Annotated in this window: 25 protein-coding genes; 17 read left to right on the top strand and 8 right to left on the bottom strand. The window is 37.8% G+C overall.

Annotated elements, in window-relative coordinates; translation table 11 throughout:
* The first annotated feature begins 44 nt into the window (after positions 1 to 44).
* From KKW16_RS03470 to KKW16_RS03455, 4 genes are read left to right on the top strand one after another with little or no spacing between them, the layout of a single operon-like run.
* The gene (locus KKW16_RS03470) at positions 45 to 1,109 is read left to right on the top strand and encodes a YcjF family protein (protein ID WP_048953815.1); all 1,065 of its coding nucleotides are present in this window, start codon (positions 45 to 47) and stop codon (positions 1,107 to 1,109) included.
* Positions 1,109 to 1,783 carry a TIGR01621 family pseudouridine synthase gene (locus tag KKW16_RS03465; RefSeq protein ID WP_048953813.1) on the top strand — a complete coding sequence of 225 codons (675 nt, stop codon included), beginning with the start codon at positions 1,109 to 1,111 and terminating at the stop codon, positions 1,781 to 1,783. The genes KKW16_RS03470 and KKW16_RS03465 overlap by 1 nt, the downstream gene beginning before the upstream one ends.
* Before the next feature lie 47 nt (positions 1,784 to 1,830).
* On the top strand, positions 1,831 to 2,634 hold the full coding sequence (gene xthA, locus KKW16_RS03460) for an exodeoxyribonuclease III (protein WP_111407520.1): 804 nt from the start codon (positions 1,831 to 1,833) through the stop codon (positions 2,632 to 2,634).
* A gap of 9 nt (positions 2,635 to 2,643) precedes the next feature.
* On the top strand, positions 2,644 to 3,420 hold the full coding sequence (locus KKW16_RS03455) for a TIGR01619 family protein (protein WP_111407519.1): 777 nt from the start codon (positions 2,644 to 2,646) through the stop codon (positions 3,418 to 3,420).
* Positions 3,421 to 3,472: 52 nt separating this feature from the next.
* Here the strand turns inward: KKW16_RS03455 and mreD are convergent, their stop codons facing one another.
* From mreD to KKW16_RS03435, 4 genes are all read right to left on the bottom strand, one after another.
* A complete protein-coding gene (gene mreD, locus KKW16_RS03450; protein WP_111407518.1) occupies positions 3,473 to 3,961 on the bottom strand; it encodes a rod shape-determining protein MreD in 489 nt (162 codons plus the stop codon).
* On the bottom strand, positions 3,961 to 5,016 hold the full coding sequence (mreC, locus tag KKW16_RS03445; protein WP_065265279.1) for a rod shape-determining protein MreC: 1,056 nt from the start codon (positions 5,014 to 5,016) through the stop codon (positions 3,961 to 3,963). The genes mreD and mreC overlap by 1 nt, the downstream gene beginning before the upstream one ends.
* A gap of 80 nt (positions 5,017 to 5,096) precedes the next feature.
* Positions 5,097 to 6,152, bottom strand: a complete 1,056-nt coding sequence (locus KKW16_RS03440; protein ID WP_111407517.1) for a rod shape-determining protein — start codon at positions 6,150 to 6,152, stop codon at positions 5,097 to 5,099.
* A 132-nt stretch (positions 6,153 to 6,284) separates the two neighbouring features.
* Positions 6,285 to 8,063 (bottom strand): ABC transporter ATP-binding protein/permease, encoded by a 1,779-nt coding sequence (locus tag KKW16_RS03435; protein ID WP_111407516.1) that lies wholly within the window; start codon positions 8,061 to 8,063, stop codon positions 6,285 to 6,287.
* 204 nt (positions 8,064 to 8,267) lie between these two features.
* Here KKW16_RS03435 and KKW16_RS03430 point away from each other — a divergent pair, with 204 nt between their 5' ends.
* The 11 genes from KKW16_RS03430 (at position 8,268) to miaB (ending at position 19,701) form a co-directional block, all read left to right on the top strand.
* Positions 8,268 to 9,923, top strand: a complete 1,656-nt coding sequence (locus KKW16_RS03430) for a putative transporter (RefSeq protein ID WP_111407515.1) — start codon at positions 8,268 to 8,270, stop codon at positions 9,921 to 9,923.
* Between the two features lie 125 nt (positions 9,924 to 10,048).
* A complete protein-coding gene (gene rsfS / locus KKW16_RS03425) occupies positions 10,049 to 10,357 on the top strand; it encodes a ribosome silencing factor (RefSeq protein ID WP_005635481.1) in 309 nt (102 codons plus the stop codon).
* A 53-nt stretch (positions 10,358 to 10,410) separates the two neighbouring features.
* Positions 10,411 to 10,878, top strand: a complete 468-nt coding sequence (rlmH, locus tag KKW16_RS03420) for a 23S rRNA (pseudouridine(1915)-N(3))-methyltransferase RlmH (RefSeq protein WP_111407514.1) — start codon at positions 10,411 to 10,413, stop codon at positions 10,876 to 10,878.
* A 21-nt stretch (positions 10,879 to 10,899) separates the two neighbouring features.
* Entirely contained in the window at positions 10,900 to 12,855 is a 1,956-nt protein-coding gene (gene mrdA / locus KKW16_RS03415; protein ID WP_215767919.1) for a penicillin-binding protein 2, read from the top strand.
* Positions 12,845 to 13,960 carry a rod shape-determining protein RodA gene (gene rodA / locus KKW16_RS03410; protein WP_048953802.1) on the top strand — a complete coding sequence of 372 codons (1,116 nt, stop codon included), beginning with the start codon at positions 12,845 to 12,847 and terminating at the stop codon, positions 13,958 to 13,960. Before mrdA ends, rodA begins: the two co-directional genes overlap by 11 nt.
* 51 nt (positions 13,961 to 14,011) lie before the next feature.
* Entirely contained in the window at positions 14,012 to 14,869 is an 858-nt protein-coding gene (locus KKW16_RS03405; RefSeq protein WP_111407511.1) for a septal ring lytic transglycosylase RlpA family protein, read from the top strand.
* Between the two features lie 19 nt (positions 14,870 to 14,888).
* Complete coding sequence (locus KKW16_RS03400) at positions 14,889 to 16,070, top strand: serine hydrolase (protein WP_140523769.1); 1,182 nt, start codon at positions 14,889 to 14,891, stop codon at positions 16,068 to 16,070.
* Positions 16,071 to 16,173: 103 nt separating this feature from the next.
* The gene (gene ybeD / locus KKW16_RS03395) at positions 16,174 to 16,452 is read left to right on the top strand and encodes a DUF493 family protein YbeD (RefSeq protein WP_006995721.1); all 279 of its coding nucleotides are present in this window, start codon (positions 16,174 to 16,176) and stop codon (positions 16,450 to 16,452) included.
* A 1-nt stretch (position 16,453) separates the two neighbouring features.
* Complete coding sequence (gene lipB, locus KKW16_RS03390; RefSeq protein ID WP_048953796.1) at positions 16,454 to 17,092, top strand: lipoyl(octanoyl) transferase LipB; 639 nt, start codon at positions 16,454 to 16,456, stop codon at positions 17,090 to 17,092.
* A 51-nt stretch (positions 17,093 to 17,143) separates the two neighbouring features.
* Positions 17,144 to 18,106, top strand: coding sequence for a lipoyl synthase (gene lipA, locus KKW16_RS03385; protein ID WP_048953794.1), 963 nt, complete (start codon positions 17,144 to 17,146; stop codon positions 18,104 to 18,106).
* 170 nt (positions 18,107 to 18,276) lie between these two features.
* A complete protein-coding gene (gene miaB / locus KKW16_RS03380) occupies positions 18,277 to 19,701 on the top strand; it encodes a tRNA (N6-isopentenyl adenosine(37)-C2)-methylthiotransferase MiaB (RefSeq protein ID WP_005630294.1) in 1,425 nt (474 codons plus the stop codon).
* A 77-nt stretch (positions 19,702 to 19,778) separates the two neighbouring features.
* On the opposite strand, the gene KKW16_RS03375 is transcribed toward miaB, so the two are convergent.
* From KKW16_RS03375 to udk, 4 genes are read right to left on the bottom strand one after another with little or no spacing between them, the layout of a single operon-like run.
* The gene (locus tag KKW16_RS03375; RefSeq protein ID WP_048953791.1) at positions 19,779 to 20,960 is read right to left on the bottom strand and encodes a sugar transporter; all 1,182 of its coding nucleotides are present in this window, start codon (positions 20,958 to 20,960) and stop codon (positions 19,779 to 19,781) included.
* A complete protein-coding gene (locus KKW16_RS03370; RefSeq protein ID WP_048953790.1) occupies positions 20,960 to 22,147 on the bottom strand; it encodes a hypothetical protein in 1,188 nt (395 codons plus the stop codon). Before KKW16_RS03370 ends, KKW16_RS03375 begins: the two co-directional genes overlap by 1 nt.
* A 3-nt stretch (positions 22,148 to 22,150) precedes the next feature.
* Positions 22,151 to 22,738 carry a dCTP deaminase gene (gene dcd, locus KKW16_RS03365; RefSeq protein WP_005637479.1) on the bottom strand — a complete coding sequence of 196 codons (588 nt, stop codon included), beginning with the start codon at positions 22,736 to 22,738 and terminating at the stop codon, positions 22,151 to 22,153.
* Between the two features lie 8 nt (positions 22,739 to 22,746).
* On the bottom strand, positions 22,747 to 23,385 hold the full coding sequence (gene udk / locus KKW16_RS03360) for a uridine kinase (protein ID WP_005627960.1): 639 nt from the start codon (positions 23,383 to 23,385) through the stop codon (positions 22,747 to 22,749).
* 163 nt (positions 23,386 to 23,548) lie between these two features.
* On the opposite strand from udk, the gene KKW16_RS03355 reads away from it, so the two are divergent.
* Both KKW16_RS03355 and KKW16_RS03350 read left to right on the top strand, forming a co-directional pair.
* On the top strand, positions 23,549 to 24,589 hold the full coding sequence (locus KKW16_RS03355; RefSeq protein WP_005668523.1) for an ABC transporter substrate-binding protein: 1,041 nt from the start codon (positions 23,549 to 23,551) through the stop codon (positions 24,587 to 24,589).
* 120 nt (positions 24,590 to 24,709) lie between these two features.
* Positions 24,710 to 25,744: an ABC transporter substrate-binding protein gene (locus KKW16_RS03350; RefSeq protein WP_005627956.1), complete on the top strand. Its 1,035-nt coding sequence runs from the start codon at positions 24,710 to 24,712 to the stop codon at positions 25,742 to 25,744.
* Positions 25,745 to 25,749: the final 5 nt, after the last annotated feature.

Genomic DNA, 25,749 nt, shown 5'->3' with positions numbered 1-25,749 from the left:
ATTGTGACCCCACTTTTCAGTGGGGTTATTTTTTGGAATAGGCAATGGAAAAACAAATTTTTGAACACGCAGTCAACGTTGAGGAAGAACAATATCAGCCTAAGCAAGAGTTTCATCATGTAGAAACAAAGCTGGATGAACCCTTGGAAGGGGAATTACTTGATGCTCAACTTGAACAGGCATTGAAACCAAAATCAGGTTTTGGAAAAACGGTATTAAAATTTACCGCACTTTTATTTGGTGTGGCGACGGTTGCGCAATCCGTGCAGTGGATGTGGGATAGCTATCAACAACATCAATGGATTTATCTTGCTTTTGCTTTAGTCAGTTTAATTGTCATTTTATTGGGGATTAAAGAGATTATTGGCGAGTGGCGACGTTTAGTTCGTTTAAAAAAACGTGAGCAATTGCAACAACAAAGTCAGCAGATTTGGTTAGAAAGTGCGGTAAAAAATGGCGATGTTTTTTCTGTTCAGAGCGCAGAAAAAAGCAAAGTTCTTTGCTTAGATATTGCAAAATTGCTACGTTTGGAAAATGATTCTCCCGAGGTAATTCAATGGCAACATCAATTAAATGAAACTTATTCAGCGCAAGAAATTGCTCATTTATTCAGTCGTAATGTTTTGTCTACTTTTGATGCACAAGCTAAAAAATTGATTAGTAAAATGGCCGCTGAATCAGCTGTGATTGTCGCGATTAGTCCAATTGCTATGGTGGATATGGTTTTTATTGCGTGGAGAAATCTTAGATTAATGAATAAGATTGCTGAAATTTATGGGATTGAATTAGGGTATTTTTCGCGTATTCGATTGTTAAGAATGGTATTGGTCAATATCGCTTTTGCTGGAGCAACCGAAGTAGCACAAGATATTGGAATGGATTGGCTTTCTCAAGATGTAACAGCAAAGCTTTCTGCGCGTATAGCTCAAGGGATCGGTGTGGGATTGCTCACTGCTAGATTAGGCGTGAAAGCAATGGAGCTTTGTCGCCCGTTAGCATTTCAATTAAATGAAAAACCAAAGCTCTCACATATTCAACAGGAATTACTTAGCTCGGTGAAAGATATTGTTCTCGGTAAAAATAAGATTTACAAAAAGGAGCAAGTCTGATGAAAATCGAGGTTGTTTATCAACATAGCGATTTTATTATTATCAACAAGCCTGAAGGCATTAGTGTTCATAAAGATCAAGAAGAACAAGGCTTAACAGAACTTGTTGCAAAACAACTGAATGTGCCTCAAGTATGGTTAGTTCATCGCTTGGATAAAGTGACGTCGGGGCTATTAATTTTGGCGCTGAATGCTGAAAGTGCGGCTGAATTTTCACGACTTTTTTCTGAACATAAAATTCATAAAACGTATCTGGCATTAAGTAACCAAAAGCCTAAAAAGAAACAAGGTTTGATTATCGGGGATATGAAGAAAGCCCGAGATGGCGCCTGGAAACTTTGCCAAACAAAAGACAATCCCGCAATTACGCGTTTTGAAAGTGTAAGCTGTGAGCCTAATTTACGTTTATTTATTTTAAAACCACAAACTGGGAAAACGCATCAATTACGTGTTGCGATGAAAAGTTTAGGTAGTCCGATTTTAGGTGATAGGCTTTATGGTAAAAATACTGAAAAAATTGACCGCACTTATTTGCATGCTGCCCAATTGGAATTTGATTATTTGAATGATTTTATTTCGGTAACTTGTTTACCCTCTCAAGGTCAATTTTGGATTAAATCCAGTGTGTTTGAGCAAATTAAGGCTTATCTGGCAAAGCCGTTTTTATCAAAATAGAAATCTCTGTATAATAAAGACAATTTTACTCTTTAATAGGAACAAAAATGAAATTTATCTCTTTTAATATAAATGGTTTACGTGCTCGCCCACATCAACTTGAAGCCATTATTGAAAGATATCAGCCAGATGTAATCGGCTTGCAAGAAATTAAAGTTGCTGACGAGGCTTTTCCTTATGAAATTACAGAAAACTTAGGTTATCACGTATTTCATCATGGTCAGAAAGGTCACTATGGCGTAGCATTATTGACTAAACAAGAACCTAAAGCGGTTCGTCGTGGTTTTCCAACAGACAATGAAGATGCGCAGAAACGCATTATTATGGCTGATCTTGAAACTGATTTTGGTTTGTTGACCGTAATTAATGGCTATTTTCCTCAAGGGGAAAGCCGTGCGCACGAGACTAAATTTCCAGCTAAAGAGAAATTTTATGCAGATCTTCAACAATATTTAGAAAAAGAACACGACAAATCGAATCCTATTTTAATTATGGGGGATATGAATATTAGCCCAAGTGATTTAGATATTGGTATCGGAGATGAAAATCGTAAACGTTGGTTACGCACGGGTAAATGCTCTTTCTTACCTGAAGAACGAGCGTGGTATCAACGTTTGTACGATTACGGATTAGAAGATAGTTTCCGTAAGCTGAACCCAACAACAAATGATAAATTCTCGTGGTTTGATTACCGTTCTAAAGGTTTTGATGATAATCGAGGTTTACGAATTGATCATATTTTAGTAAGTCAAAAATTGGCTGAACGCTGTGTCGATGTGGGCATTGCATTGGATATTCGAGCTATGGAAAAACCTTCTGATCACGCACCGATTTGGGCTGAATTTAAATAGGAAAGCGAAATGGATATGGCAAATTGGCAGAATTATCGTTCTACCGTGAATGGTATGCCTGCCGTGTTTACCGCAAATATTGAAGATGTTGAAAAATATCACGGCAAAGATCTCGATAAAATAGTGCAATTCACTATCGCTTATAAGGCAGATGATGAAACCGGTTTGCCCTCAGAAGTTGAATACGATAAGTTAATTAATCGTGTATTTAAAATTCTGGCGCAATTAACCGCACTTCCGAATGTATTTTTTGCCGGACATTTTATTTGTAATGCCCAAGCTAAAATGCATTTTTATTGTGAGTATGAAAATCTTGTAGTAGAAACCTTACAACAAATTGATTTTGTTAAAGATATTAATGTACAAAAGGATTTAAGTTGGGATACTTATTTTGACTTTTTGCTTGCTTCTCCATTAGAGATTAAATTAAATGCAACGGAAGAGTTACTTGATTTACTGAAAAATAAAGGTCGTGATTTAAGTGATACGTATCTAGTGGAGCATAGTTTTCATTTTGATGAAGAAGAGAAAATGTTCCCTTTTATGGATGAGCTTAGTTTAGGGGATTATTCTTTCACGACATTACAATATTCTGCGCAAGCGATTCAGTTTAATGAAGATGATGAGCCTTATTTCTTGGTGAAATTAGAGCAAGAAATTTCATTAGATAATGGTGAAATTTTTGAACAAGTAGAACGTTTTGAAAAACTTGCTGGTCAATTTTCGGGAGAGTATATTGGCTGGGAATGTGATTCTTTAATGGATGCGAACAAGCAGTTGAATTAGTTTTTTAGATACTCGTAAGTCATAAAAAAAGAGAGATATTTATCTCTCTTTTTTAATGTAATTTAACTTTTCGGCGCATTTTACGCATTAATAAAAATACCCATGGCCATAGTATTCCCGATGCTAAAGCCCCAAAGATTTCTTGCCAGTTAAAAAATGCGGTATGTAGGGAGAATTCGACTAAGAAAATAGCTAATCTGACAATAAACACAAACGCAATCACTAAAAGACTTTGAAACCAAAGCGATAAATTTCTCAGTACGAGATAGTTTTTTGCAACAAAATAAATTGTCACAGAAAGGACTAGGGCATGAATACCTAATGTGGAACCTAGAATTAAATCCCATACAAGTCCTAATAAAAATGCCCATCCAATACTGACTTTATTTGGAATAGCTAGAACCCAGTAAAGTAAAACGAGAACTAACCAAGCAGGCTTAAATGCTTGAAAACCAAGTGGCCAGGGTGCGAGTTCTAGCACTAATGACACCACAAAGAAACTAAAAATAGTGAGCCATTGTAAAATAAAGCGAGTTTGCATTAGTCTTCTTCCCTATGTTCTTGTTGTTCTGACGGTACAGCTTCTTCATTTTGCGGTACATCGGTTGGAATTTCAGGTTCAACCGTTGATTTATCCTTATTTTCCTGAAGATTATCGTCTGTTAACGGGGCTTTTTTTACTTTGTAATCAGCTTCATTCGCTTGGCTTTCTAAACGTTTTTGCACTAAATTACGCACTTCTTCTGGAGACATAGATTTTACTTTAGACATATCTAAATTGCTTGGCCAAAGCAGTAGTACATAGCGCAAGCGTTCAAGGGCGGCGAGAGGTTTAGCTTTGACTGTCGCAAAGTAATTGGAACCATCGCGTGAAACGCTTTGTACAACCGCTACTGGATAGCCTTCAAGGAAACGACCACCAAGACCAGACGTTACAAGTAAGTCGCCTTTTTCAATATCCACAGAACGAGGTACATTATCAAGAGTTAGCTCATCGGTATGCCCTGTACCACTCGCAATGACACGAACATCGTTACGTAGAACTTGTACTGGAATAGAATGAGTGACATCAGTTAAGAGTAGTACTCGGCTGGTGTTCTCGCCCACCGAAATAATTTGACCAATAACGCCTTTTTCATCAATTACAGGCTGACCTACATAAGCACCGTCTTTTTCGCCTTGGTTAATAACAATTTGTTGACGATAAATATCTGTTTCTGCAGTTAAAATTTCAGCAATCTTTTTGTATTCATCGGTGCGTAAAGGGGAATTTAATAATAAACGTAAACGCTGATTCTCGACTTTGAGTTGATCTAGTAAGAGTAAATCGGCATTTTTTTCACGCAATTGTTCGCGTAATACTTTATTTTCGATTTGTAATTTATTGGTATCCACTAAATTATCTGATACCCCATCTAATACTGTACGAGGGCTATTGGCAAGATAATAGAGTCCACCCACTGCAGTTTCCATGGCACTACGAGCTTTAGTCATTGAATTAGTTTGACCATCAGCCAAGATTAAAGAAAGGGAAGCGGCTACAGCTAATAATAATCGAATGCCAAGCGGGGGGGCTTTACCGAAAATAGGCTTCATTAAGCGTCCTACGTTGAGATAAAAAGATTAAAAGGAAAAGTGCGGTCATTTTTAACCGCACTTTTTATTTTTGTTCTAAATTAAATTTCGTCACTAAAAATGTCGCCACCGTGCATATCGATCATTTCTAATGCCTCACCACCACCGCGAGCAACACAGGTTAATGGATCTTCAGCAATGATAACAGGTACTCCCGATTCTTTAGAAAGGAGAATATCGATATTGCGCAATAGTGCACCACCACCAGTTAACACCATACCTCGCTCAAAAATGTCTGCCGCGTGTTCTGGTTGACATTCTTCAAGTGCGGTTCGAACGGCTGCAACAATACCATTTAATGGCTGTTGAATAGCTTCTAACACATCACGTGAGGTTAAGGTGAATGAACGAGGCGCACCTTCAGCAAGGTTATGACCATGCACTTCCATTTCTTTAATTTCATCACCTTCTTGAATGTAGGCTGTACCGATTTCTTGTTTAATGCGTTCAGCAGTAGGTTCACCAATAACAGAACCAAAAGTGCGGCGAACATAAGAAATGATCGCTTCATCAAAACGGTCACCACCGATACGAACTGAAGAAGAATATACGATGCCGTTTAAGGAAATAACAGCGACTTCAGTTGTACCACCACCGATATCAATTACCATAGAACCAACTGCAGTAGAAACAGGTAATTTAGCGCCGATTGCGGCTGCCATTGGTTCTTCAATTAAATATACTTCACGCGCACCAGCACCGATTGCGGATTCTTTAATTGCACGACGTTCTACTTGTGTTGCACCAGCAGGCACACAGACAAGTACACGAGGGCTTGGGCGCATAAAATTACCGCTGTGAACTTGTTTGATAAAGTATTGCAACATTTTTTCTGTAACAAAGAAATCTGCGATTACGCCATCTTTCATTGGGCGAATAGCAGCGATACTTTTTGGTGTACGCCCAAGCATTAATTTTGCTTCTTTACCTACAGCCGCGATGTTTTTTAGTGAACCAACACGGTCTTGTCGAATTGCAACAACCGAAGGCTCATCTAAGACAATACCTTGACCTTTTACATAAATTAATGTGTTTGCAGTACCTAAGTCGATAGAAAGATCGTTTGAAAAAAGTCCACGAATTTTTTTAAATAACATAATTATCCTATTCAAAAATCAGAGTTAATTTTGCTTAGCTGAAAAAGTGAAATTATTTCATCGCTAAGCACGCAAAAATTGTGCTAAATGTATCAAAAAATGTGTTGAAATTACAGTTGTTTTTCGTGTTTTTTACATTAGCTGCCATTGGCCTTTATTTTGCAGAATCAGTTGTTGCTGATGTAACGCTTTCAGTGTTGAACGGTGGCCAACACTGATTAGCGTGGTTTTTGGTAGCTCTTGTTTTAATAGTTGATACATCGCAAATTCTAAACCTTCATCCATGCTTGCGGTGGCTTCATCTAAGAAGGCGACAGCAGGTTTGTGTAGAATCAAACGCGCAAATGCTAAACGCTGTTGCTCACCAAGCGAAAGAATACGCGTCCAGTCTTGTTCTTTTTCTAATTGTTCAGCCAGATGTCCTAGTTGCACTTTATTTAATATTTCTATCGCTTGTGTATGTGAAATATTGTCTGGCTTATTGGGATAAGTTAATGCTGAAATCAAATTTCCTTGTGGCACATAGGGTTTTTGCGATAAGAAAAGTTGACTGTTTGTTGGGCAACTCACTTCACCTTCTGCGTAGCTCCAGAGTCCAGCGATTGTTCGTAAAAGTGTCGTTTTTCCTGCACCAGATTTTCCTTGAATGAGTAAACTACTTCCTTGCGGTAGCGTAATGTTGAGATTTTCTACCAGTGTGTGACCTAATGGATTTTTAACACTTAAGTTTTTGAAAATCACATCTGTAGGGTGATTGTGTATTTGTGTTTGCGATTCATGATTAACCATTTCAATGGCATAGCTGAAACCAGTTAAACGATCGAGTGTCGCTTTATACCCAGCAAAACTATCGTAAGTATTACGGAAAAATGAAAGATTGCTGTGCAATTTTCCAAATACTTGTAAAGTTTGCATTAAATCACCGAGTTTTATTTGTTTTTCAAAGTAACGTCCAACTTGAATTAACAACGGAAAAACAACAGAAACTTGACTTACAACTAAGTTAAATCCTGAAAATTTTAGTGTTCTAAATACGATTACCCACATGTTATGGATGACAGAATTGAATTGTTGATAAAGCTGATTTTTTTCTACCTTTTCACCTGCATAAAAAGCAATGCTTTCGGCATATTCTTTTATGCGAATTAAAGAATAACGATAGTTTGCGTTTAAGCGTTCATTAATAAAATTCAAAGAGATTAATGGACGACCGAGCCAAAATGCAATGAGGCTAGTGAAAATGACATAGCCAAACACTAAGAACACCATCATATGTGGAATTTCCACGCCAAGTACCATCATTGGACCCGCTAATCCCCATAACAAAATCGTGTAAGAGATCATCGAGGTGACCGCATCAATGACTCCAGTGCTTAAAGAAAGCGTGGTTTTTACATAAGATTGGACATCTTGTTGAATACGTTGATCGGGGTTATCTAGGTTTTCTGATAAATACTGTGTTTTGTAATAGGCTCGGTGTGCCATCCATTTATCAACAAGCTGTTCGTTAAGCCACTCAATCCAGTTGATGACGAAACGTTGCTCTAAATAATAGCTTACTAATGCCGCAGAAACAGAACTTGCGGCAATGACGCAGAACAAGCCCATTTGTTGCCAAAATACATGTTCATTAAATTCTTGCAATGATGTGTACATATTTTTGTACCACTCAGAATGTACAAGGCTGATACGCACACTGAGTAATGTCATCGCAACAATAAGCAGAAAGAATAGGATAGGTTTTATGCTGCGTTTAGGTGAAAGATAGCCACCTGCAAACATCCAAAATTGTTTTCCCCATTGGGTAAAACGTACCAAAAGAAAAATGCCAAAACTAAAGACGACTGAGGTGATAGCTAGCGTTTGTAAAATCCAAATAAGAGAAGTAATGGCTTCTTGGCCGTAATCCATAAATATTCCATCCGAGATAAAAGTGCGGTGAAAAATAACCGCACTTTTTGTAAAAGGGGCAAAACTTTCGGTATTGTAGAGTCTATGCTTAATTTCGCAAGAAAAAATGTGACGAACGTAGCATTTTTTGAGTTTGGTTGAGGTTTTCAAAAAACAACTTGGATACAATCCAAAAGAGTTAAATTCCATTTTTAAGGGGTCAATATGAGTGATATTGCAATCACGATTAGTCTTCTTGCCCTCGTTGCCGTAATCGGTTTATGGATCGGGCATTGGAAGATCCGTGGGGTTGGGCTTGGCATCGGTGGTGTGCTGTTTGGCGGCATCATTGTGGCTCATTTCACCAATCAATATGGCTTGCAACTAGATGCGCGTACGCTGCATTTTGTGCAGGAATTTGGTCTGATTCTGTTCGTTTATACGATTGGGATCCAAGTTGGGCCTGGTTTTTTTGCATCTTTAAGAAAATCAGGTTTAAAACTGAATGCGTTTGCTATTTTAATCGTTGTTCTGGGTTCTGTTGCTGCGGTGATTGTGCATAAGGTTGCGGATGTTCCGTTAGATATTGCACTTGGTATTTATGCTGGGGCGGTAACTAACACGCCAGCCCTTGGTGCCGGTCAGCAAATTTTGACTGAACTTGGCGTGCAACAAACTACAGTGACAATGGGGATGTCTTATGCGATGGCTTATCCATTCGGGATTTGTGGTATTTTGCTTGCAATGTGGTTAATCCGCTTATTTTTTAAAGTTAAAGTGGACGATGAAGCGGCACGTTTTAATGTGGAGAGCGGTCAAGAAAAAGAAAGTTTACATAATATTTCTTTAAAAGTGACGAACCAAAATCTAGATGGTCTTACGTTAATTCAAATTCCAGGATTTAGTGATGAAGAAGTCGTATGTTCACGTTTAAAACGCGATGATATGGAAATCGTTCCAAAGGCTAGCACAGAAATTTGTACTAATGATATTTTGCAATTAGTGGGCGATGATGCTGCTCTTTCAAAAATGCGCTTGATTATTGGTCATGAGGTAGATGCGCCAACATTCTCTTATAGTGGAGAGATTCGTGCCGAACGCGTAGTGGTTACTAATGAAAAAGTCTTAGGTAAAAAGATCCGCACTTTGGGTATTCATCAAAAATATGGTGTGGTGATCTCTCGCTTGAATCGTGCTGGTATTGAATTAGTGCCAACAGCGAATACAACTTTACAATTTGGTGATGTACTTCATATGGTAGGGCATACCGATGTGCTAAACAAAGCTATTTCCGTAATTGGTAATGCACAACAAAAATTGCTTCAAGTGCAAATGTTACCTGTTTTCATCGGTATTGGCTTAGGGGTGCTCGTTGGCTCGATTCCATTCTATATTCCAGGTTTCCCTGTTGCGTTAAAATTAGGGCTTGCTGGCGGACCATTGGTGGTTGCGTTGATCTTAGCGAGAATTGGTACGATTGGTAAACTTTACTGGTTTATGCCACCTAGCGCTAACTTGGCATTGCGTGAAATAGGGATTGTTCTTTTCTTGGCAGTGGTAGGTTTAAAATCAGGTGGAAGTTTCTTTGACACATTATTGAATGGCTCAGGCCTTGAATGGATGGGATACGGTATTTTTATCACCTTTATTCCATTAATGATTACCGGTATTTTGGCTCGTCTATATGGCAAACTGAATTACCTTACAATCTGTGGTTTACTTGCCGGTTCCATGACAGATCCTCCAGCTTTAGCATTTGCTAATGAAATTAAAGAAGATAACGGTGCAGCAGCACTTTCTTATGCCACTGTGTATCCATTGGTGATGTTCTTGCGGATAATGTCGCCGCAGTTATTAGCTGTGCTATTGTGGGCAGCATAGCCAAAATAAGTTCAATTTATACAAACAAAAGCGCGGTTAATTTCGCGCTTATTTTTTGTGTGGATTTTGCGTGAGAGGGTATTCAATGATAGAATCTCGCACTTTTATTGCGAAGCGAGAACAAAATGGCATTAGTTGAATTTTTGATGGAAACCTTAGATGGGTTAAAAGGAACAGATATTGTACATTTTGATGTACGTGGAAAATCATCGATTACGGATAATATGATTATTTGCACGGGTACATCGAGCCGCCAAGTTTCTGCAATGGCAGATAATTTAATTACAGAATGTAAAAAAGCAGGTTTTGAAACTTTTGGTGAAGAAGGTAAAAATACTGCAGATTGGATTGTGGTGGATCTTGGTCAAGCAATCGTACATATCATGCAACGTGACGCGCGTGAAATGTATCAATTAGAGAAACTTTGGGCGTAAATTTTAGTAAAGTGCGGTGAAAAATAACCGCACTTTTTAGATAAGGATGACTTGTGAAACTCACGTTAATTGCTGTCGGAACAAAAATGCCTTCTTGGGTTACAACGGGTTTTGAGGAATATCAACGCCGTTTTCCAAAAGATATGCCTTTTGAACTGATTGAAATCCCAGCAGGCAAGCGTGGAAAAAATGCTGATATTAAACGCATTTTAGAACAAGAAGGCAAAGCGATGTTAGCTGCCTGTGGAAAAGGCAAAGTTGTGACGTTAGATATTCCAGGTAAACCTTGGACCACACCACAGTTAGCCGAGCAATTAGAAGCCTGGAAAAACGATGGCCGTGATGTATGTTTGTTGATTGGGGGGCCAGAGGGACTTTCACCTGAATGTAAAGCCGCTGCAGAGCAAAGCTGGTCGCTTTCACCATTGACATTACCTCATCCGCTTGTTCGTGTTGTGGTGGCTGAAAGTTTGTATCGTGCATGGTCACTCACCACTAATCATCCTTATCACCGAGAATAATAAATCCTCATTTTTAGTCAGATGAATTTAAAAAGATTCTTCAATACTTCAACTCATGAGCCGTTCCGCGATAAAAAAGCGGAGCGTAACCTTTTTGCACGCCGAACTTTAGTGGCTTTTTTCGGGATTTTGCTACTAACAGGGGTGTTATTCACTAATATTTATCAGCTACAGATTGTTAATTTCGATACTTACCAAACGCGTTCTAATGGTAACCGAATTAAATTATTACCTTTACCTCCAACGCGTGGCTTAATCTATGACCGTTACGGTAAATTATTAGCCGAAAATCTTACTTTTTTTGGTTTATACATTGTGCCAGAAAAAACTGAAAATTTAGACCGCACTTTAGATGAATTACGCTACATTGTGGGATTAACGGATAATGACATTGAAAATTTTAAAAAGGAACGTCGCCGCGGAACGCGTTACACGCCTATTTTATTGAAACCGAATTTAACAGAAGAACAAATCGCACGTTTTGCAGTGAGTAGCTATCAATATCCGAGTTTAGATGTACGTCCTTATTTCAAACGCTATTACTTATATGGCGAGATTATGACGCATATTTTAGGTTATGTGGGAAAAATTAATGATAAAGATGTAGATCGCCTGAAAAAAGAGGAAAAATTTGCTAATTACTCGGGAACGAGTGATATGGGAAAATTAGGTATTGAGCGTTATTATGAAGATAGTTTACATGGTGTAACGGGATTTGAAGAGGTTGAAATTAATAACCGAGGAAAGGTAATTCGTAAATTACGAGAACAACCAGCTGTAGCAGGAAAAAGTATTCATCTCACCATTGATTTAGAATTACAACGCTATATTACGGAGCTTTTATCTGGGCAAAAAGGTGCAATTATTGTTCTAGATCCAAAAGATAGTGGCGTGTTAGCAATGGTCTCGACACCGAGTTATGATAATAATCTTTTTGTGGATGGCATTTCATCTGAAGATTATAAACGTTTATTAAATGATCCAGCTCGTCCATTGTATAGCCGGGCTACACAGGGTGTATATCCCCCCGCTTCTACAGTGAAACCTTTTATTTCCGTAGCCGCACAAACTGAAAATGTGATTACGCAAAATACAACCATTTTTGACCCAGGTTATTGGATTTTACCGAATACCTCAAAACGTTTTCGCGATTGGAAAAAATCAGGTCATGGCTATACGGATTTAAATAAGGCGATTACAGAATCATCCGATACTTATTTTTATCAAGTTGCTCATAATATGGGGATAGACCGTCTTTCGGAATGGATGAAACGCTTTGGTTTCGGCATGCCAACAGGCATTGAAATTCAGGAAGAAGCGGCTGCCAATATGCCAAGTCGTGAATGGAAACAAAAACGCTATAAACGTCCTTGGGTATTGGGTGATACGATTTCAGTTGGTATTGGGCAAGGTTATTGGACTGCTACGCCGTTACAAGTAGCAAAAGCAACAGCAATATTAGTCAATAACGGTAAAGTAAATACACCACATTTAATGAAAGCTATTGAAGGTGCGGAATTATCACCTTATAAAGATCCATTGATTTATCCTGATATTAGTGAGCCAAAACAAAATTATTGGGATGCAGCAAAACGTGGAATGTATAATGTTGTTAATTCTGCTGCAGGCACTGGACGAAAGGCATTTGCCGGTGCTAATTATAGAGTTGCGGGTAAGTCTGGTACGGCACAAGTTTTTAGTCTCAAAGAAAATGAAAAATACAATGCGGCTGGATTGAAAAAAGAATTGCACGATCACGCATGGTTTACCGCATATGCACCTTATGAAAACCCTAGATTGGTTGTGACAGTTATTTTAGAGAATGCAGGCGGTGGTTCAAGTAATGCCGCACCGTTAGCGCGTAAAGTGATGGATTACTATTTAAATCAGCGTTTACCACAAGTTGAAAAATATAATGCAAATATTCAGCAAAAAGAAGATTTACCACAAGAGGGCGAGCAGATAAATGGAAGATAAAATCCCTTTCTGGTTGCGTGTATGGCAACGTTTGCATATTGATTTTTGGCTTTTTATTGGCTTAGTTGCAATAACAGCCTATGGCATGCTTGTGCTTTATAGCGCCACTGGTGCGAGTGAAACCATGTTCCAAAACCGTATTATACAGGTGATGCTTGGATTTATGGTCATGCTGATTATTGCGCAATTTCCGCCTAAGTTTTATCAACGTATTGCGCCATATTTATATCTAATTGGATTTGCAATGTTAGTTTTAGTGGATGCGATTGGTACGACAAGTAAAGGAGCTCAACGTTGGCTCGATCTTGGTTTTATTCGTTTCCAACCCTCTGAAATTGTGAAGCTTGCAGTGCCATTAATGGTCGCTGTGTATTTAGGTAATCGTCCACTTCCACCTAAATTAAGTGAAACATTTATTGCGATTGCAATGATTATGATTCCTACTTTACTTGTAGCTATACAACCAGATTTAGGTACATCAATTTTGGTAAGTGCGTCAGGTTTATTTGTAGTATTTTTAGCTGGAATGAGTTGGTGGTTGATTTTAGCTGCAGTGATTGGCTTAGCTGGATTTATTCCGATCATGTGGCTATATCTAATGCACGATTATCAACGCACTCGCGTTCTCACATTATTGGACCCAGAAAAAGACCCTCTCGGTGCTGGCTATCATATTTTACAATCAAAGATTGCGATTGGGTCTGGTGGCCTTTGGGGAAAAGGCTGGATGCAGGGTACGCAATCTCAGCTTGAGTTTTTACCCGAACCTCATACCGATTTTATTTTTGCGGTAATGGGTGAAGAACATGGGATGATCGGTTTCCTCATTTTAATGGTAATCTATATGTTTATTATAGTGCGAGGTTTAATGATTGCTGTAAATGCGCAAACTTCTTTTGGTCGTATTTTAGCGGGCGCAACGACGCTAATTTTCTTTGTATATGTGTTTGTGAATATTGGAATGGTAAGTGGTATTTTGCCTGTGGTAGGTGTTCCCTTGCCATTATTTAGTTATGGCGGGACGTCATATGTCGCTATTATGGCAAGTTTTGGATTGCTTATGTCAATTCACACACATAAGAGCAAATTTATGAAAGGGAACTAATTTCATTTTTGCTTTTCTTATATAAGTATGAAATAAAAGAATGAGAGACGTATGAAATTAAAAATGTTATTAAATTTAACCGCATTTGCATTTTTTGTATTAGTGACGACTTTTCCATCACAAGCGGATCCTCAGAAAATGTATGGTATTCAAGGCGATAAATTATCTATTGCTACGACTGTTCCCGCTCCCAATGCGTATTCTGTGAAAGGAAAAATATATACAACAAAAGATGCTGATGAAGCAAAAAATTACAGTAAAGAGGGTTTAGCTAGTTATTATCATTTAAAGTTTAACGGAAACAAAACTGCAAGCGGAGATATTTATAATTCATCTCTATTTACTGCAGCACATAAAACGCTTCCAATCAATTCTTATGCCTTGGTGACGAATTTACATAATAATCGAAAAGTGATTGTACGTATTAACGATCGAGGACCTTTTAGTGATAAACGTTTAATTGATCTTTCTCATGCGGCGGCTAAGGAATTAGGGTTAATTGCTCGAGGAACAGGACAAGTAAGAATTGAGGCTTTACATGTAGCGAAAAATGGACAATTGTCAGGGGCTGCAACCAAAACTTTAGCAATGCATGCTAAAACAAAAGAGGCTGCAGAACGTTTGGGATTAAATAAAAATATATTAGTCAGCCAGATAGCCGCAAAAAATATCTCTGAAAAAGATAGTTATAGATTAAAAATGCTTGAGCTAACTTCACGTAGTCAGGCTGATAAGTTGATCACACAATTATCTTTGGAAAATGTGAAAACTGAAGTCAATCGTGCTGGAAGTAAATATGAAATTCATATTGGACCTTTTGATAATAAGGAACAACTGACTCAGGTTAGAAGCCAATTACAAAAAATGGTGAGCAATAAGCCATTAATTGTTTATACATATAAAAACTAAGTTATTGTAGGAATGCATTATGTTAACGAAAACAACAAGAATTTTAATTTTATCAGGATTAGTGGCAAGTGTAACTTTTGCTGCTTCTGCAGAAGATATGCAATATGGCATAACACCACCACAGATTACAGCGCAAACTTATGTATTGATGGATTACAATTCAGGTGCGATTCTGACCGCACTTAATCCGGATCAGCGTCAATATCCTGCATCATTAACAAAAATGATGACAAGTTATGTGGTAGGGACCGCTTTAAAACAGGGTAAAATTCACAATACCGATATGGTAACTATTGGTCAGAGTGCGTGGGGGCGTAACTTCCCTGACTCATCAAAAATGTTTTTAGATTTAAATACACAGGTATCAGTGGCTGATTTGAATCGTGGAGTGATTGTGGTATCAGGCAATGATGCAACAATAGCATTAGCTGAATATATCTCCGGCAATGTACCGAACTTTGTAGAAACAATGAACAAATATGTTCAACAATTTGGTTTGAAAAATACAAATTTCACCACGCCGCATGGTTTGGATGATCCTAATCAATATTCTTCTGCTCGTGATATGGCGCTTATTGGAGCACATATTATTCGTGATTTACCTGAAGAATATAAAATTTACTCAGAAAAAGATTTTACATTTAATAAAATTAAACAGCCTAACCGTAATGGTTTATTATGGGATAAAACCATCAATGTTGATGGAATGAAAACAGGCCATACTAGCCAAGCCGGATATAACTTAGTTGCTTCAGCGACTACACCAAACAATATGCGTTTAATTTCTGTAGTAATGGGTGTGCCAACTTACAAAGGTCGTGAAGTAGAAAGTAAAAAACTTTTACAATGGGGCTTTGCTAATTTCGAAACATTTAAAACGTTAGAGGCAGGCAAAGAAGTTTTAGAACAACCTGTTTATTACGGTAATAAAGGTAGTGTGAAATTAGGAACCTTACAAGATAGTTTTATCACTGTTCCGAAAGGCAAACAAAATGAGCTTAAAGCTCGATATGAGTTAGAAAGTAAAAACTTACAAGCGCCTTTAGCAAAAGGCCAAGTCGTTGGTAAAGTCATTTATCAATTAGAAGGTAAAGATATTGCTGCGGTAAACTTACAAGTGATGGATGAAGTGGGCGAAGCTGGTATTTTCGGAAAAGCTTGGGATTGGCTCGTGCTCACTGTAAAAGGCTTATTTGCATAAAATATGCCAGAAACTTACCGCACTTTTTTCATTTTTAACTGAGGCATTCATAATGTGTGGGTGGTGTATCATCCACACATCATTTTTATTATTGGGTAATAATATGACAACAGAAAACGATTACGCAAAACTTAAAGAATTAATGGAATTTCCAGCAAAAATGACATTTAAAGTTGCTGGAATTAATCGCGAGGGATTAGCGCAAGATCTAATTCAAGTCGTTCAAAAATACATTAAAGGCGATTATATTCCTAAGGAAAAACGGAGTAGTAAAGGTACCTATAATTCGGTTTCAATCGACATTATTGCTGAAAACTTTGAGCAAGTAGAAACACTTTATAAAGAACTTGCTAAAGTTGAAGGCGTAAAAATGGTTATCTAGTATGAATAATTCCCTTATCGTTCGTCAGTTAGGGTTGCAAGATTATCAAGAAATTTGGCATAAAATGCAGAATTTTACAGATAGCCGCACCGAGGAAACGCAAGACGAAATTTGGTTGGTACAACATCCTCCTGTATTTACCCAAGGGCAAGCAGGTAAACCAGAGCATCTTTTACAACGTAGTGAAATACCTGTAGTGCAATCGGATCGTGGTGGGCAAATAACCTATCATGCACCCGGTCAGCAAGTGATGTATGTGCTCATTGATATTAAGCGTCATGAGAATTTAAATGTACGTCAATTAGTTACCGCACTTGAACAAACGGTGGTAAAAACTTTAGCTGAATATGGTATTGAAAGCTATCCAAAAACTGATGCACCAGGCGTGTATGTGGATGGAAAAAAGATTTGTTCTCTTGGACTGCGTATTCGTCGTGGGTGCTCTTTTCACGGGTTAGCATTGAATATCAATATGGATCTGAATCCATTTCATTATATTAATCCATGTGGCTATGTTGGTCTTGAAATGTGTCAATTAGCGGATTTTGTTAATCAAGATGAAGCTAATTGCGATAAGGTTTCACCAAAATTAATTAAACACTTTGCTGAGCTTTTAGGCTATAATGTAACAAATTTGTAATATTTAATGATCAAAAATGCCCTGTTTGGGCATTTTTATTTAGGAACGCTTATGTCAACGCCTTTCAAAATGGAACGCGGTGTAAAATATCGCGATGCGGCAAAAACGTCGATTATTCCAGTAAAAAATATTGATCCAAACCAAGAGCTATTGAAAAAGCCTGAATGGATGAAAATTAAACTTCCGGCAAATTCACTTAAAATTGAAAGCATCAAAAATGGAATGCGTCGTCATGGTTTGCATTCTGTGTGTGAAGAAGCTTCTTGTCCAAATTTACACGAATGTTTTAATCATGGAACAGCAACTTTTATGATTTTAGGTGCAATTTGTACGCGCCGTTGTCCATTCTGTGATGTCGCGCATGGGAAGCCATTACCACCCGATCCTGAAGAACCACAAAAATTAGCTGAAACAATTCAAGATATGAAACTTAAATATGTGGTGATTACATCGGTGGATCGCGATGATTTGCCTGATCGTGGCGCAGGTCATTTTGCAGAATGTGTAAAAGCTGTGCGCGAACTTAATCCTGACATTAAGATTGAAATTTTAGTGCCCGATTTCCGTGGTCGCATTACACAGGCATTGGAAAAATTAAAAGATAATCCGCCAGATGTTTTTAACCATAATTTAGAAAATGTCCCGCGCCTATATAAAGAGATTCGTCCTGGGGCAGATTACGAATGGTCACTTAAATTATTGCGTGAATTTAAAGAAATGTTCCCGAATATCCCAACTAAATCTGGTTTAATGGTGGGATTAGGTGAAACTAACGAGGAAATTTTAAAAGTCATGCAAGATTTACGTGATAATGGTGTGACAATGCTCACGTTGGGGCAATATCTTCAACCTAGCCGCCATCATTTGCCTGTTGCGCGTTATGTACCGCCAGCTGAATTTGATGAATTCCGTGAAAAAGCCAATGCAATGGGATTTGAACATGCGGCTTGTGGGCCATTTGTTCGTTCTTCTTATCATGCTGATTTACAAGCCAGTGGCGGATTAGTGAAATAATTTAAAACTGCTCTGAATTAAGCCGCACTTTTTGCTTGTCACGAAAGTGCGGTTTATTTTTGATGTTTTTTTTCACCGAATATTTACTAGCCAGAATTATTGCAAGCCTGTAAAATAGCCGACCGCTTTATTCAACTAATTATTTATAACACCTGACGATATTGTAGAAAATGACTCAAAAATTACATATTAAAACTTGGGGCTGCCAGATGAATGAATACGATTCATCTAAAATGGCAGATCTTTTATTAAGTACTCATGGATTAGAACTTACCGAAATTCCTGAAGAAGCAGACGTATTATTATTGAATACCTGTTCTATTCGTGAAAAAGCACAAGAAAAAGTTTTCCACCAACTTGGTCGTTGGAAAGAGTTAAAGAAAAATAATCCAAATTTAGTGATTGGCGTGGGCGGCTGTGTGGCTTCTCAAGAAGGGGAACATATTCGTCATCGTGCGCCTTATGTAGATATTATTTTTGGTCCACAAACTTTGCACCGTCTGCCCGAAATGATTAACCAAATTCGTGGTGGTAAGAGTTCTGTTGTAGATGTAAGTTTCCCTGAAATTGAGAAATTTGACCGCTTACCTGAACCTCGAGCAGAAGGTCCAACGGCATTTGTTTCGATTATGGAAGGCTGTAATAAATACTGTACTTTCTGTGTTGTACCTTATACACGCGGTGAAGAAGTCAGCCGTCCTGTGGATGATGTCTTATTTGAAATTGCGCAACTTGCGGATCAAGGTGTGCGTGAGGTTAACTTACTTGGTCAAAACGTGAATGCTTATCGTGGTCCGACACATGATGGTCAAATTTGTAGCTTTGCTGAGTTGCTTCGTCTCGTGGCCTCTATCGATGGTATTGACCGTTTACGTTTCACAACTAGTCATCCAATAGAATTTACAGATGATATTATTGATGTATATCGTGATACGCCTGAATTGGTGAGTTTTTTACATCTCCCAGTCCAAGCAGGTTCTGACCGTGTATTAACGATGATGAAACGTGGTCATACAGCATTAGAATATAAATCTATTATTCGTAAACTTCGTGCTGTGCGCCCAGATATTCAAATCAGCTCAGACTTTATTGTTGGTTTCCCTGGTGAAACGGCGGAAGATTTTGAGCAAACTATGAATTTGATTGCACAAGTGAACTTTGATATGAGCTTTAGTTTTGTGTACTCAGCCCGACCAGGTACGCCAGCTGCAGATATGCCAGATGATGTGACGGAAGATGAAAAGAAACAGCGCCTTTATGTGTTACAAGAGCGTATTAATCAACAAGCTGCACAGTTTAGCCGTCGTATGCTTGGCACAGAACAACGCGTGTTAGTTGAAGGACCATCGAAGAAAGATATTATGGAATTAACAGGACGTACTGAAACGAATCGTATTGTCAATTTCCAAGGTTCTCCGGAAATGATTGGTAAATTTGTGGATGTGAAAATCACTGATGTTTATACTAATTCTCTACGTGGTGAAGTGGTGCGTACTGAAGATGAAATGGGATTACGTATTGCGCAATCTCCGCAAGAAGTGATGAATCGCACACGTAAAGAAGATGAATTAGGTGTAGGGCGTTATCACGGCTAATTGAAATCTTGAAATATTTAACCGCACTTTGAGAAATTAAAGTGCGGTTATTTTTTGTTGAATATTCAGGGCTTCAATTATTTAGAGAGAAATGTATGACGATATTTTAAATGTGACCCAATAAAAAGAATAAGACTACATAATCCTAACATTGCGCCAATATAGCCAATTTTGTCTAGCCCTATATGGGTTGCCACAAGATTTCCAAATAATGCCCCAGTGCCGATACCTGCATTATAAATACCAGAGTAAATAGCCGTAGCCACATCTGTTGCATCAGGTGCAAGTCTTAATACGCGTATTTGTAAAGCAAGACCAATACAACCAACACCAATTCCCCAAAGAAAAGAAAGAGCAAGCATTGTGATGATATATTCTGTTGAAAGGAGTAATAGTAAGAGAGAAAGGCTTTGCAAAGCCATTGCGACAACAACAAATTTAGTCGGGCCAAAACGGTGTAATCGATTGAATAAAAGGCTAGCTAAAATGCCAGATATACCAAAAATAAGAAGTACAAAAGTTGCAAAATTTGGATCCAAATGGCCTATTTCAATCATAAAAGGCTCAATATAAGTATAAGCCGTAAAATGTGCGGCAACAATCAGCATTGTGGAGATATAAAGCCCAATGAGTAACGGACGCTTAGCGAGTATTGGTAAGCTTGCAATAGAACCTGCGTTTTTACTTGGTAGTTTTGGTAAGAGTTGAATTATTAGTAGCATAATAAAGAATGCTAAAAGCGCAATAATTCCGAAAGTAACACGCCAGCCTACGAGTTGTCCTATAATTCTTCCAATAGGCAACCCTAAAATTGTTGCAAGGGATGTTCCTATAGCAAGCATTCCTAGCGCTTGTGTCTTTTTATCTTTCGGTGCGATTCGCATCACAAGAGAAGCCGTAATAGACCAGAAGACAGAATGGGCAATAGCAATGCAAACTCGAGCAATAAGTAGAATCCAGAAATTCCATGCTATAACAGATAAAATATGCCCTATGATGAAAATAATAAAGAGCTTGGTAAGTAAATTTTTCCGCTCCATTTCACCTGTTAGAAGCATTGCTGGAAGAGATACAATAAGTACTGTCCAGGCATATACAGTCATCATTAGTCCTGTATCGGCAGTTTGCATATCAAAACTGGTTGCTATATCACTTAACATTGCAACAGGGACGAATTCAGTTGTATTAAAAATAAACCCTGCGAATGCCATTAATAGGACTCGCCATAATTGAATTTTTCTTATATTTAGTGATGACATTAATGTAGCTTCTCTTTTATGATGTCTATGAGTTGATGACGAAATTCTTTTGTAAAATTAAATTTATATTGAGGTGAATAACAATCCCCAAAGAATCGGATTGGTAAGATAAGATTTTGATAATTTTTATTTATAGAACGTACTGTAAGATTTATATCACATTGCATTTGATTTAATGAGACAACCCCCGTACCACTTCCCAAAAGTGTGGGGGTTTTTAATTCAAATTTTTCAGCATTTAATTGATCTTTTAACAGTGAGAGTTGTATTTGAAATTGTTCAAACTGTGTATTTAATTCTTTATTCGCTAATAAATCATTGCTGTAATTAATCGGGAAATATTGTGAGACAATATCTAACAAATTTATACCGATAATTTCGCCATTTTTTGCCTGAAAATTGAATTTTCCTTGTGTTATTTCAGAATTTTTAAAACCTAAATTGATTTTAAAATCAGTGTAACCACTCAAGGCTTCAGGAAAGCTCAATAAGCTAAGCAATGGCTTGACAGGAAAATCCTTACCAGAAAAATTGATCATGCTTTGATCACCCACACCCTGATAATTAACTACAGCTAAACAATTATTATCACATTGTGGTTTGATATAGGTAACAAGCCGTTTTAATGGCTTGTTAAAATCACCATGAGCTTCAATATAACCAAGTGATTGATTATTTAATTTGGCATTGACAAACTGAATGATCGATGATTTTTCATTAGAGAGGTCAATATTAGCTTTAGTAAAAGTAAAATCAAAGATTTTATTTTTCCCATAAAATGGTTTTTCTAACTTAATAGATATTTGATTATTACCATTTAAAATTATTTTTTTTGCCAATAATTGCGTTAAAGAAAGCGCTGAAAAATGCATTTTTATATCGGCTAGATTTTGTGCTTTATTGCTTAATTTGAGCTGTTTAAGTTGAAGTGAGGAAAGGTTAATATTACCGTAAAAAAGTGGCAAAAGGTTGAATTGACTTTCGATCTTTTGCACAGAAAATTGTTCAGACTGAACTTTCTCGAGAGAAAGTGCGGGTGGAAATAGAGATAGATTGACTGATTGAACCGTAATATTTTGTTGTGCTAGTTGTTTATCGATGGAATTTTGTACTCGATAAAGTTGGATATACAAAAAAGAAAAGATCGCCAAAGCGACGATCCCTAAGCCAAGCGCGAGCTTTTTCATCGATTATTCCTTGTCTTCGTCAATTCGACTCGCAACCGCACTTTGTTGATTTTTATATTTTGCATCTTTGCGGCTACTGTATGGTCGTTTCGCTTCGCCACTTAATATTTCAAAGCTTAATGCACCAATCACCATGTTTGGACGTAATGCTAATGGTAATTTCCCTGAATTATAAAATTCTAACACGATTCTTCCTTCCCAACCTGGATCAATACGGTGTGCCGTGACGTGTACCATTAAGCCTAAACGCGCTAAAGAAGATCGACCATCTAACCAACCGATAATATTGGCGGGTAATTTCACCGATTCAAGTGTAGTTGCTAATGCTAAAGTACCTGGATGTAAGAAAAATGCTTCGCCTTCAGGCACAATAATTTCATCGCTCATCACCGATTCAAGCTGGGCGGACACTTCTTCTTTCGGGCCACTTAAATCAATGAAAGGCGCAGAATGTTCACGAAATACGCGGAAAGAATTACCTAAGCGAACATCAATCGTCGCGCCGTTGATTTTGTCATTATTTGGACGTGGCGTTAAAGAAATAATGCCATCATCGAGATAGCGTTCAATATCAGTATCGCAAAGACGCATAAGATTTCCTATTTTTGATTCAATAAATGAAGGATTTGAGCTTTTAACATATTGATTGCAATACGGTTTTTACCTCCGCGAGGAATGACAATATCCGCATATTGTTTAGATGGCTCTATAAATTGTAAGAACATTGGGCGCACGGTTGCACGATATTGATCAATAACCGATTGTAGGGAACGACCGCGTTCTTCCATATCACGTTGTAAACGGCGAATAAAACAAATGTCTAATGGTGTATCCACGAATACGGAGATATCCGCAAGTTGACGAACACGTTCATCAGTAAGCAGTAAAATCCCTTCTAAAATCACAATACGTTTTGGTGTAAATGTTGTGGTTTCACCTGTACGAGTATGATCAACGTAGCTATAAACAGGCACATCAACCGATTTTCCTGATTTTAAATCTTTTAAATGTTGAATGAGCAAATCGCGATCCATTGAGCTTGGATGGTCGTAATTTGTTTTTATGCGTTCGCTCATTTCTAAATGGCTTTGATCTTTGTAGTAACTGTCTTCGGCAATAATCCCAATTTCTTGGCAGCCTAATTCATTACAGAGTTCTTTGTGAACGGTAGAGGCGATAGAACTTTTTCCTGATGCGGATGCGCCAGTGATGGCGATGATGATACAAGAATCTGACATAGTTTTGCGAGGTATAGAAAAATTTGATGAATTATAAAGAAAAGTGCGGTGAATTTCACGTTTATTTTTTTACTTGAATTTTTAAAACTGTGAACTTCATCACGGTATTACTTCCTCTTTTCGAGTAGGATTCAAACATTCTATCCAATAAGGAGTATTTATTATGAAATTCAACAAAATTTCTCTTTCTGTTTCTGCCGCACTTTTAGCTGCGGGCTTGGCTATTTCTGGTTCTGCTAATGCTAAAGGTCGTTTAGTTGTGTACTGTAGTGCAACCAATATTTTGTGCGAAACGACTACAAAAGCATTTGGCGAAAAATATGATGTGAAAACATCCTTTATTCGTAATGGTTCAGGCAGTACTTTTGCTAAAGTTGAAGCTGAAAAAAATAACCCTCAAGCGGATGTTTGGTTTGGTGGTACCTTTGACCCTCAAGCACAAGCGGCTGAATTAGGCTTAATTGAACCTTATAAATCTAAACACATTGATGAAATTGTGGAACGTTTCCGCGATCCTGCGAAAACAAAAGGTCACTATGTTTCCTCAATTTATATGGGGATCTTAGGTTTTGGTGTGAATACTGAACGTTTGGCAAAATTAGGCATTAAAGAAGTGCCGAAATGCTGGAAAGACCTAACAGATCCTCGCTTAAAAGGCGAAGTTCAAATTGCAGACCCTCAAAGTGCGGGTACAGCTTACACGGCATTGGCAACTTTTGTTCAATTATGGGGCGAAAAAGAGGCATTCGATTTCCTAAAAGCATTACATCCTAACGTTTCTCAATATACTAAATCGGGTATTACGCCATCACGTAACTCTGCGCGCGGTGAAGCGACAATTGGGGTCGGTTTCTTACACGATTATGCATTAGAAAAACGCAATGGTGCTCCGTTAGAATTAGTCGTACCTTGCGAAGGAACCGGTTATGAGTTAGGTGGCGTGAGTATCTTAAAAGGTGCGCGTAATATTGATAATGCAAAATTATTCGTCGATTGGGCTTTATCAAAAGAAGGTCAAGAATTAGCTTGGAAACAAGGGGATTCTTTACAAATCTTAACTAACACGACTGCAGAACAATCACCAACCGCGTTTGACCCAAATAAACTCAAATTAATCAATTATGACTTTGAAAAATACGGTGCAACAGAACAACGTAAAGCCTTAATTGAAAAATGGGTACAAGAAGTTAAATTGGCGAAATAGCGGTGAATAAGTGCGGTAAAAAATACTGAATTTTTTGACCGCACTTTTTCGTATTTTAATGTGATTTCGTTTCCCTCTAAGAGATTGCAAAATTTTCATTCATAAGGGAGTTATAATCTGATGAAACTATCAAAAATCGCAGTAACCTTGTCTGGAGTGATGCTAAGTGGATTGGTGTTAAGTAATCCATCTTTTGCAAAAGGACGCTTAGTCATTTATTGCAGCGCGCAAAATACGATGTGCGAGCAAGAAGCGATGGCATTTGAGAAAAAATTTGATGTTAAAACAAGTTTTATTCGTGGTGGCACGGGAACCATTTTAGCAAAAATTGATGCTGAAAAAGATAATCCACAAGGCGATGTTTGGTATGGTGGAACAATGGATCCTCATTCTCAAGCAGGGGAAATGGGGTTATTAGAACCTTATAAATCATCCAATCTTCCTCAGATCGTAGAAAAATTCCGTGATCCAGCCAAAATGAAAGGGAATTATTCTTCAGCCATTTATTTAGGCGTGTTAGGTTTTGGGGTAAATCCAGAACGGTTGAAAAAATTGAATTTACCTATTCCAAAATGCTGGAAGGATTTAGCTAACCCAATTTACAAAAATGAAATTCAAGCCGCAGATCCACAAAGTTCTGGTACAGGTTACACTCAGCTAGCCACTTATATGCAACTTTGGGGAGAAGACGAGGCGTTTAAATTCTTAAAAGAGTTGAATAAAAACGTATCGCAATATACCAAATCTGGTAATACGGCAACACGTAATACAGCGCGTGGGGAAACGGCAATTGGCATTGGTTTCTTACATGAATATTCTTTAGAAAAAGCGAAAGGCGCGCCAGTAGAATTAGTTGTACCTTGTGAAGGTACCGGTTATGAAATTGGCGGTGTGAGTGTTATTAAAGGTGCGCGTAATTTAGATAATGCGAAACTTTTTGTTGATTGGGCATTATCCAAAGAAGCGCAAGAATTAACTTGGCAAAAAGGTGAGGCGTATTCCATTTTAACGAACACCACCGCACAACAATCGCCTTATGCGTTAGATTTTAAATCTATTAATTTAATTAACTATGATTTTGATAAATACGGTGCGACTGATTTACGTAAACGCTTAATCACAAAATGGGTTGATGAAGTAAAATTAGCCAAATAATGATG

Origin of the sequence: Haemophilus sp. SZY H8 (genome assembly GCF_018829755.1) — a bacterium.
GTDB lineage: Bacteria > Pseudomonadota > Gammaproteobacteria > Enterobacterales > Pasteurellaceae > Haemophilus > Haemophilus haemolyticus_K.
This window is presented reverse-complemented; position numbering and strand designations above follow the sequence as displayed.